This window comes from Pseudomonas sp. GQ91 (genome assembly GCF_059758795.1).
The window spans coordinates 45893-56253 of sequence record NZ_JCAXED010000023.1; the positions used below are offsets into that span (position 1 = coordinate 45893).

7 protein-coding genes are annotated in these 10361 nt (G+C 60.4%); 5 read left to right on the forward strand and 2 right to left on the reverse strand.

The window, feature by feature from the left end:
• Positions 1–550 precede the first annotated feature (550 nt).
• Positions 551–2620, forward strand: a complete 2070-nt coding sequence (locus tag AC6CIA_RS25295) for a TonB-dependent receptor (protein WP_498315823.1) — start codon at positions 551–553, stop codon at positions 2618–2620.
• Between the two features lie 23 nt (positions 2621–2643).
• Here AC6CIA_RS25295 and AC6CIA_RS25300 read toward each other — a convergent pair whose 3' ends face one another.
• On the reverse strand, positions 2644–3366 hold the full coding sequence (locus AC6CIA_RS25300; protein WP_339532737.1) for a FadR/GntR family transcriptional regulator: 723 nt from the start codon (positions 3364–3366) through the stop codon (positions 2644–2646).
• Between the two features lie 56 nt (positions 3367–3422).
• Positions 3423–5159 (reverse strand): IlvD/Edd family dehydratase, encoded by a 1737-nt coding sequence (locus AC6CIA_RS25305; protein ID WP_498315824.1) that lies wholly within the window; start codon positions 5157–5159, stop codon positions 3423–3425.
• 191 nt (positions 5160–5350) lie between these two features.
• Here AC6CIA_RS25305 and AC6CIA_RS25310 point away from each other — a divergent pair, with 191 nt between their 5' ends.
• The 4 genes from AC6CIA_RS25310 to AC6CIA_RS25325 all read left to right on the forward strand — a co-directional run bounded on the left by AC6CIA_RS25310 (position 5351) and on the right by AC6CIA_RS25325 (position 10216).
• The gene (locus AC6CIA_RS25310) at positions 5351–6673 is read left to right on the forward strand and encodes an MFS transporter (RefSeq protein WP_498315825.1); all 1323 of its coding nucleotides are present in this window, start codon (positions 5351–5353) and stop codon (positions 6671–6673) included.
• A gap of 21 nt (positions 6674–6694) precedes the next feature.
• Positions 6695–7687, forward strand: a complete 993-nt coding sequence (gene araD1, locus AC6CIA_RS25315) for an AraD1 family protein (protein ID WP_498315826.1) — start codon at positions 6695–6697, stop codon at positions 7685–7687.
• A 10-nt stretch (positions 7688–7697) separates the two neighbouring features.
• Complete coding sequence (locus tag AC6CIA_RS25320; RefSeq protein WP_498315827.1) at positions 7698–9278, forward strand: aldehyde dehydrogenase (NADP(+)); 1581 nt, start codon at positions 7698–7700, stop codon at positions 9276–9278.
• 62 nt (positions 9279–9340) lie between these two features.
• The gene (locus tag AC6CIA_RS25325; RefSeq protein ID WP_498315828.1) at positions 9341–10216 is read left to right on the forward strand and encodes an SMP-30/gluconolactonase/LRE family protein; all 876 of its coding nucleotides are present in this window, start codon (positions 9341–9343) and stop codon (positions 10214–10216) included.
• The last annotated feature ends 145 nt before the right edge of the window (positions 10217–10361 follow it).

The following is a 10361-nucleotide window of genomic DNA, read 5'->3' on the forward strand; positions in this document are numbered from 1 at the left end:
GCAAAGATGCAATGTTAACAAGATAAGTAACCAGTTAGTACATTGTTGCGATGAGCCGTCCCTTCTGTGCAGGGGCATAGGTATCTACACAACTTTGGTTGGGCCTTGCACCTGTGGCAAGCGAGCGTGCTCCCGTGACGGCCTGAAGTTGTCGGATATCGGCCTGATGCACCCTGGTAAATGTGGGAGCGGGCTTGCTCGCGAAAGCGGTGTGCCAGAGAAGAATAGGCTGACTGACACTCTGCATTCGCGAGCAAGCCCGCATTTGCAATGCTTACACCTGATACATCTCTGTCGCCTGTGCATTCGCCACGACAGCAAGCTTCCTCCCCACAGATTTACCGCAGTACCCAATAGTTGTGTAGATACCTATGTCGCAGGGGGAAAGTGTCTTGACTCGGATATATGGCGGCTTCACATGCATGTAAATGAGAGTTGTTATCAATCTGTTTATCTAATGGTTTTTTGCGATTAAACTCCGCTCCGCTGGCGTCGATCGGCATGTTGTCAGCCCGAAAAACTAAAAATACTTGTCGCAGGGGAGCGGGGCGTGAATTTCAAAAAGAACACAATCGCATTGGCTGTAGGCACGGCACTGGGGTTGAGCCCTTGCGTCTGGGCCGCTGAGCAAACCAGTACGAGCAACTCGTTGGAACTCGGGCCTGTCATGGTCACGGGCGAGAAAATCAACCGTACCCTGGAACAGACTCAGTCCAGCGTCGTTGTGGTGACCGCTGAGCAACTGCGTGAACACGGCGACAACGACCTGGTGGACGTGTTTGCTCGAACCCCCGGCGTATATAGCCAGGCCGGCAATGAGAATTGGGGGATTCGTGGTGTGCCAGTGTCCGGTTTTGACGATCAGGGCCCGGCCACCCTCAATGGTGCGGTCTCGGTTTACGTAGACGGCGCCCAGCAGCCGAATCGCGCGCTGACCCTCAGCCCGGTCCCGCTTTGGGATGCAGAGCAGGTGGAAGTGTTTCTCGGCCCGCAATCCACCACCCAGGGCCGCAACTCCCTTGCCGGCGCGGTGGTTATCCAGACCCGCAATCCAACGTTCGAACCGAGTTTCTCGGCGCAAACCAATGTCGGCAATTACGGGGAGCATGGCGCAGCCGTGGCCGGTGGCGGGGCAATCATCGACGACAAGATCGCCGGGCGTATCGCCGTGGATTATTCTGAAGGCGACGGTTATATCCGCAACACCGCGCTCAATGACGACGCCAACCCACGCCGCACCAGCAACACCCGGGGCAAATTGCTGATTCTGCCCAATGACGACACCGACGTGCTGCTGACCTACGCCCACAGTGAACACCGCCAGGGCGACCGCTCGACGATGCGCGTCAACGGTCGTCCCAGCTATTACGACATTTCGTCCAACACCAAAGCCTTCGACAACCTCAAGCAAGACACCCTCAGCGCCAAGGTCGACTATCGCCTGAACGACGCCTGGACGCTCACCAGCCTCACCGCCAACACCCGTACGACCTACAGCGCGCGACTGGACTTTGACCAGACGGCCGACGACAACCAGGTGACATTGCGCAAGCAGGACGGCGATCTTTTCAGTCAGGAACTGCGCCTGAATTACACCTCGGATACGCTCAAGAGCTTCGTCGGAGCCTACTACGGCCATAACACCAATAATTTCCACGACCGCCTGTTGTTCGATAACGCGCTGTTCGGCACGGTCAAGGGCGATACCCACATCGAAAACAAGGCGCTGTTCGGCGAGATCAACTGGACCTTCGCCCCGCGCTGGACCTTGATCACTGGCCTGCGCTACGACCACGAAAGCAACGATACCGATATTGATCAGGACGATTTTTCCAGCGCGGGGCAGGTCAGCAAATCGTTTGATGCCTTGCTGCCCAAACTCGGCATCGACCACGAGCTGGCCGCGGACCAATACCTCGGTTTCATGGTGCAGAAGGGCTATCGCGGGGGTGGTGTCAACGTGCGCGCCGGTGGCGGTCACCAGGCCTATGATCCGGAATACACCACCAACTACGAGCTGTCCTATCGCGGCTCGTTCTTCGACAAAAGCCTGCGTACCCGTGCCAACCTGTATTACACCGACTGGAAGGACCAGCAAGTCAATATCCGGCGCGACGGCAGCAATTTCTCGCAGATCTACAACGCCGGTCGCAGCGACATCAAGGGGCTGGAAGTCTTCGTCGAAAAAGACCTGACCGAGCAGTTGACCCTGACCGCCGGGGGCGCCTACACCGATGGCAAATACAAGGACTTTGTCACCGGCGATGGGCAGGACAGGAGCGGCGAGTCGTTCCTGTACTCGCCTAAATACAAGGTCTCGGTGGGGGGCACCTATCGTCTCGACGATCGCCTGACGTTCGCCTCCGACGTGACGTACCAGAGCGCTGCGCCCTCGGAGTACGAGTTTGACGCCAGTGGCAAGGTGGTCAACGAGCGCAGGAGCGACAACTATGTGCTGGTGAACTTCAACACCGAGTACAAAGTCACCCAAAACGTCGCGGTGTCCGCCTACGTAAAAAATGCGTTCGACAAGCAATATGTCACCAACAATCGTAACGACGACATCATTGACGTCGGCGCGCCACGCACCGTGGGCATGGTGTTGCGTTACGACCTGTAGAGCCTGGCGTGCCTGACGCCGCGTTACAGCGGCGTCAGTACATTCATGACCGTATCGAGCGCCACGCGGGTGTCATCAAGCTGCACCAGCGAAGCGTGCCGTGCGCCGAGTGCGTCGCGGTTTTTGATGGCGGTGAGTATCGCCTTGTGCCGGGGCAGGCTCAGGCGTTGGATATCGGGGCGCCGGTTGGTGATGTTGATCGACTCGCGAAGCGGCAACGACAGCATGTTGCACATATACGCGAGCAAGTCATTGCGGGTCGCGTCGGCGATTGCGCGGTGGAAATCCAGGTCAGCCTGCAACAGCTCCTCGTGGGTCTGGGCGGTTTCCATGGACCGATAGGCTTTTTCGATAATGCCGATGTCCGCGTCGGTCGCCGTGGTGGCGGCCATGGCGGCGATTTCCGGCTCGAGGATGCGGCGTACGCCGGCAAGGGTGTTGAAGAACTCGCTGTGGGGTGTCGACTGCATCAGCCATGACAGGACGTCCGGGTCGAGCAAATGCCATTTCACGCGCGGACGTACCACCGCGCCCACCCGCGGCTTGGAATACACCAGCCCCTTGGCGCTGAGCACCCGGGTCGCCTCGCGCAGCACCGAGCGACTGACCTTGTACTCTTCGCAGAGTGTCGCCTCCATGGGCAATCGTTCTTCCGGCTTGAAGCGTCCGGAGACAATGTGCATGCCCAGGTCCTGAACGATCTGGGCATGCATGCTCTTGCGTGGCTTGGGCGGCTGGTGATCCATAGCTGGGAGGTTACTCTGACGAAATACGGCGCATCATAGCATTGCTCCCGTGACTGTCAGTGGGAATGACGCGGGACTTCGGCGCCACGGCAACCGACCAGGAAGTCGAAGTCACAGCCTTGGTCGGCCTGCAGCACATGGTCGATATACAACTGGCGATAGCCGCCCACGATCAGTTGCTCGGGCGGTGGCAAGTCAGCCATGCGTGCTGCCAGTTCGGCCTCCGGGATATCCAGGTGCAGGCGCCCGTTGGCGCAATCGAGTTCAATCCAGTCACCTTCCTTCACGGTTGCCAGCGGTCCACCGGCCGCCGCTTCCGGCGCGACATGCAACACGACCGTGCCGTAAGCCGTGCCGCTCATGCGTGCATCGGAAATACGCACCATGTCGGTCACACCCTGGGCCAGCAGCTTGGCCGGCAGGCCCATGTTGCCGACTTCGGCCATGCCGGGATATCCCTTGGGGCCGCAGTTTTTCATGACCAGGATCGAGCTGGCGTCGACGTCCAGCTCCGGGTCGTTGATCCGCGCCTTGTACATGTCGAAGTTCTCGAACACCACGGCGCGGCCGCGATGCTGCATCAGCTCGGGGCTGGCCGCCGAAGGCTTGAGCACGGCACCCAGCGGCGCGAGGTTGCCGCGCAGTACGCAAATGCCGCCGTCGGCGCGGATCGGGTTGTCGAGCGTGCGGATCACTTGGTCCTCGCCATAGATCGGCGCTTGCTCGGTGTTTTCGCCCAAGGACTTGCCGTTGACGGTCAGCGCGTCGGGGTGCGGGATCAGGTTGGCTTCGCCAAGGCGGCGCAATACGGCGGGCAGGCCGCCGGCATAATAGAACTCTTCCATCAGGAAACGCCCGGACGGCTGCAGGTCGACGATGGTCGGCATGCCACGGCCCATGCGGGTCCAGTCATCCAGGTCGAGCTCGACACCGATACGCCCGGCGATGGCCTTCAAGTGAATCACCGCGTTGGTCGAGCCGCCGATGGCGGCGTTGACGCGGATCGCATTTTCGAAAGCTTCCTTGGTGAGAATCTTCGACAGTTTCAAATCTTCGCGGACCATCTCTACCGCGCGCATGCCGGACATGTGCGCCAGCACATAACGCCGCGCATCCACCGCCGGGATCGCCGCGTTGTGGGGCAGGGAAGTGCCGAGCGCTTCGGCCATGCACGCCATGGTCGAGGCGGTGCCCATGGTGTTGCAGGTGCCTGCCGAGCGCGACATGCCGCCCTCGGCCGCGAGGAAATCGTCCAAGGTAATGGTGCCGGCCTTGACCTGCTCGCTGAGCTGCCAGACCACGGTGCCCGAACCGATGTCCTGGCCTTTGTGTTTACCGTTAAGCATCGGCCCGCCGGTGACGACGATGGCCGGTACGTCACAACTGGCGGCACCCATCAGCAGCGCCGGGGTGGTTTTGTCGCAGCCGGTCAGCAACACCACGCCGTCAATCGGGTTGCCGCGAATGGCTTCCTCGACATCCATGCTGGCCAGGTTGCGGGTGAGCATCGCGGTGGGGCGCAGATTCGATTCGCCGTTGGAGAACACCGGAAACTCGACAGGAAAACCGCCGGCCTCGATCACGCCGCGTTTCACGTGCTCGGCAATCTGGCGGAAGTGCGCGTTGCAGGGCGTCAGCTCCGACCAGGTGTTGCAGATGCCGATAATCGGCTTGCCATGGAACTGGTGATCGGCAATCCCCTGGTTCTTCATCCAGCTGCGGTACATGAAGCCGTTTTTGTCGGCGGTACCAAACCACTGGGCGGAGCGCAGGCCGGTTTTTTTATCAGACATGATCAACTCTCTTATTGTATGACTATATGTTCTCTATGGCGCTAACATAAGCGCAAAATCTTCGGTTTGGAAGTGTTGTTGAGTAAATAGTATTACTATATAGTCGGTTTTGACTGAGGTATGACCCTGGCGGTTTTCCGCGAGAGGCGTCCCCGCAGCTTCTATAAAAACAACAATCGGAGATCGATCTCATGAGCCAGGAACTGCGGCTTATACGTCGCATCACGCTGAAACTGATTCCCTTCCTGATCTTGCTGTATCTGATCGCCTACGTGGATCGTTCTGCCGTGGGCTTTGCCAAGTTGCACATGGGCGCCGACGTCGGCATCGGCGACGCGGCCTATGGCCTGGGGGCAGGGCTGTTCTTTATTGGTTACTTCCTGTTTGAAATCCCCAGCAACCTGATGCTCGATCGTTTCGGCGCCCGCCGCTGGTTTGCGCGGATCATGATTACCTGGGGCGCGATCACCATCGGCATGGCTTTCGTCCAAGGACCTCATAGCTTCTATGTGATGCGCTTTTTGCTGGGCGCGGCCGAGGCCGGGTTCTTTCCGGGCGTTCTCTACTACATCACCCAATGGTTTCCGGTGCGCCATCGCGGCAAGATCCTTGGGTTGTTTATCCTCTCCCAACCCATCGCGATGATGATCACCGGGCCGGTGTCCGGCGGCCTGCTGGGCATGGACGGAATTCTCGGTCTGCACGGCTGGCAATGGTTGTTCATCGTGATCGGCATGCCGGCGATCCTCCTGACCTGGCCGGTGCTGCGTTACTTGCCGGATGGCCCGCAGCAGGTCAAATGGATGAACCAGTCCGAGAAGGATTGGTTGGCCGGTGAGCTGAGCAAGGACCTGCAAGCTTATGGCCAGACTCGACATGGCAATCCGCTGCATGCGCTCAAGGACATGCGTGTGTTGCTGCTGGCGCTGTTTTATCTGCCGGTGACCTTGAGTATCTACGGGCTGGGGCTGTGGTTGCCGACCTTGATCAAGCAGTTTGGCGGCAGCGACTTGACTACCGGTTTCGTATCGTCGGTGCCGTATATCTTCGGAATTATCGGCTTGTTGATCATTCCGCGCAGTTCCGATCGCCTGAACGATCGCTATGGACACTTGGCGGTGCTCTACGTGCTGGGCGCGATCGGCTTGTTCCTCAGTGCCTGGCTGAGCGTGCCGGTGCTGCAATTGGCGGCGTTGTGCCTGGTGGCGTTTGCGCTGTTTTCCTGCACCGCGGTGTTCTGGACCTTGCCCGGGCGTTTCTTCGCCGGCGCCAGTGCGGCGGCGGGCATTGCGTTGATCAATTCGGTGGGCAATCTCGGGGGGTATATCGGTCCGTTTGTGATCGGCGCGCTCAAGGAATACACCGGCTCCCTGTCTTCGGGCTTGTACTTCCTGTCTTGCGTGATGGTGTTCGGTCTGCTGCTGACCGGTGTGGTGTATCGGTTGTTGGAGCGCAGGCACGTGCTGCCGGCCGAGCAGTTTGCCGCCAGTGCGCGCGGCGCAACACGGACTTAATCGATTAACAGGAGAAGATTCATGCGTTTAGTTCAGTTCGAATTGCATAACGGCGAGCGCCGGGTAGGCGTAGTTGAAGGCAGTCTGGTGCGTGAAGTGCAGCACGCCCGCAGCACTCGCGAATTGGCGCTGGCGGCGATCGAGGCGGGGGTTGGTTTGCAGCAGCAAGTACAGACCCTCGGCCTGGGTGACAGTCATGACTACGCCGGGTTGTTGGCCGCGCTGAAAATTCTGCCACCATTGGACCATCCGGACCCTGCGCACATGCTGGTCAGCGGTACCGGCCTGACCCACCTGGGCAGCGCCTCGGCGCGTGACAAGATGCATCAGCAAGCCGGTGACGAGAGCGCGATGACCGACACCATGCGCATTTTCAAATGGGGCGTGGAGGGCGGTAGACCGGCGCCTGGCCAGGCCGGGGTGCAGCCGGAATGGTTCTACAAGGGCGACGGCAGTATTGTCGTGCGCCCAGGCCAGCCGTTCCCGGTGCCGCCGTTTGCCGAAGACGCTGGCGAAGAACCGGAGATTGGCGGCCTGTATGTGATCGGCCAGGATGGCCAGCCATACCGCTTGGGGTTTGCGGTAGGCAATGAGTTTTCCGATCACGTGATGGAACGCAAGAATTACCTGTACCTGGCTCACTCAAAACTGCGCAGTTGCAGTTACGGTCCGGAGTTGCGGGTCGGTGAGTTGCCCCGGCATCTGGCCGGCACCAGCCGCATTGTGCGCGACGGCCAGACGCTCTGGGAAAACGAATTCCTCAGTGGCGAAGCGAACATGTGCCATAGCCTGGAAAACCTCGAGTACCACCATTTCAAATACCGTCAGTTCCTCAAGCCGGGCGATGTACACATTCACTTTTTCGGCACCGCCACCCTGTCATTTGCCGACGGTATACGTACCCAACCGGGGGACGTGTTCGAAATCAGCCAAGCCGAATTCGGCGCACCGTTGATCAACGGTATCGAGCTTGTCGATGCCGTGTTTGAACCCGGCAACGTCAATCCGCTTTAAGGAGACCCATATGACCCAGTTTCTCGGCCACAACTACATCGGCGGGCAACGCAGCGCTACGGGCAGTGTCACGCTGCAGAGCGTCGATGCCAGCACCGGCGACACCTTGCCTCACGTCTTTTACCAGGCCACCGAGCAGGAAGTGGATGCGGCGGCCAAGGCTGCCGCAGTGGCTTACCCCGCCTACCGGGCGCTGAGTGCGCAGCGACGTGCGCAATTTCTGGACGCGGTGGCGGATGAACTGGATGCGTTGGGCGATGACTTCGTCGAGCTGGTCTGCCGCGAAACCGCGCTGCCCGCCGCGCGTATCAAAGGTGAGCGCGGACGTACCAGCGGCCAGATGCGTCTGTTCGCCACGGTGCTGCGGCGTGGTGATTTCTACGGTGCGCGGATTGATAAGGCATTGCCTGAGCGGCAGCCGCTGCCGCGTCCCGATCTGCGTCAGTACCGCATCGGCCTGGGCCCGGTGGCGGTGTTCGGCGCCAGCAACTTTCCCCTGGCCTTTTCCACGGCCGGTGGCGACACCGCCGCCGCGTTGGCCGCTGGCTGTCCGGTGGTGTTCAAGGCTCACAGCGGGCACATGGCGACCGCAGAACAGGTGGCCGACGCGATCTTGCGTGCGGCCCATGCCACGGGGATGCCGGACGGTGTATTCAACATGATCTTCGGCGGCGGCGTCGGTGAAGCGCTGGTCAAGCACCCGGCGATCCAGGCGGTCGGTTTCACCGGTTCGCTCAAAGGCGGGCGTGCCTTGTGCGACATGGCGGCGGCACGTCCGCAACCGATCCCGGTGTTTGCCGAGATGTCCAGCATCAACCCGGTCATCGTGCTGCCGCAGGCGCTGCAGACGCGGGCGGAAACCGTGGCCCGTGATTTGACCGCCTCGGTGGTGCAGGGCTGCGGCCAGTTCTGCACCAATCCGGGCCTGGTGATCGGCATTGCTTCGCCACAGTTCACGGCGTTCACCCAACAGGTGGCGCAACTGATCGGTGATCAACCGGCCCAGACCATGCTCAACGCGGGCACCTTGAACAGCTATGGCAAGGGCCTGGAAAAACTCCTGGCGCATTCTGGTATCCAGCACTTGGCCGGCAATGCCCAAGCGGGCAATCAGGCCCAGCCACAGTTGTTCAAGGCGGATGCCAGCTTGTTGATCAATGGCGATGAAGTGTTGCAAGAAGAAGTGTTCGGCCCGACCACGGTGTTCGTCGAAGTCGCCGACCAGGCGCAACTCAGCGCGGCCTTGCACGGCCTGCACGGTCAACTGACGGCGACGATCATTGGTGAACCTTCGGACCTGGCGCAATTTGCCGAGCTGACGCCCTTGCTTGAACACAAGGTCGGCCGCATTCTGCTCAACGGTTATCCGACCGGGGTCGAGGTCTGCGATTCGATGGTGCACGGCGGACCCTATCCGGCCACGTCCGATGCCCGCGGCACCTCGGTAGGCACGCTGGCGATCGACCGTTTCCTACGCCCCGTGTGCTTCCAGAACTACCCTGACAGCTTGCTGCCTGACGCGTTGAAAAATACTAATCCGCTGCGCATTCAGCGGTTGGTGGATGGCGTGCCAAGCCGCGAAGCGCTTTAGGGCGGGCCGCACTCGCTACTTGAAAACGTGCACCTGAGAACAACAATAATCCAGGAGGCTTCATGTCGTGTAACGCTGTCACCGCACATCGCGCGCAATTGGGCGAAGGGCCGTTCTGGGACGCGCCCAGCCAGGCGTTGTATTGGGTGGATATCGCCGGCAAACAGGCGCTGCGCCTGATCGGCGACAGCCTGCTGGTCTGGCAACTGCCCGAGCATGCGTCGGCGTTTATCCCATGTGCCAGCGGTGATGCGCTGGTGACCATGAGCAGCGGCGTGTATCGCCTTGATCTGGCCTCGGAGCAACACGCGCCGCGCTTGACCTTGCTGTGTGTGGCCGACCCGCAACCGGGCAATCGTGGCAATGAAGCTCGCTGCGATGCCCAGGGGCGGCTGTGGCTCGGCACCATGCAGAACAACATCGGCGAACATGGCGAAGACTTGCCCGTGTTGCGCCGTTCCGGTGGCTTGTTTCGCGTGGATGCCGATGCGCGGGTCACGCGCTTACTGCAAGGTCTGGGGATCCCCAACACCTTGCTCTGGAACGATGAGGCTACTCAGGTGCACTTCGGCGACAGCCTGGACGGCACGCTGTATCAATATTCGATCCATGCCGACGGCCAACTTGGCCGCGCGGCAGTGTGGTTCGGGCCGCACGCACGTGGTGGTCCGGATGGTTCGGCAATGGACGCTGAGGGTTATATCTGGAACGCGCGCTGGGACGGCAGTTGCTTGCTGCGCCTGACCCCGGAGGGTGAAGTCGAGCGTGTGATCGAGCTGCCAGTCAGTCGCCCGACCAGCTGCGTATTCGGCGGCCCGAACCTCAGCACCTTGTACATCACCAGCGCCGCCAGTCCATTGGATCACCCGTTGGATGGCGCGGTACTGGCGATTGAGGTCGATGTGGCCGGAAAAACCTGCCATCGATTTGCCGGGTAATAAACACTTTTTGCTCTACCGCAGTGCTACGAACTCTCAAAAAAACAACAAGGAGTCACCGTATGAATCGTCGTCGTGGTATCCGTTCCCTGTGTTGCGCCGCCGTGGCGGTCTCGGCCATGAGCCTGAGCGGGCTGTTGCTGGC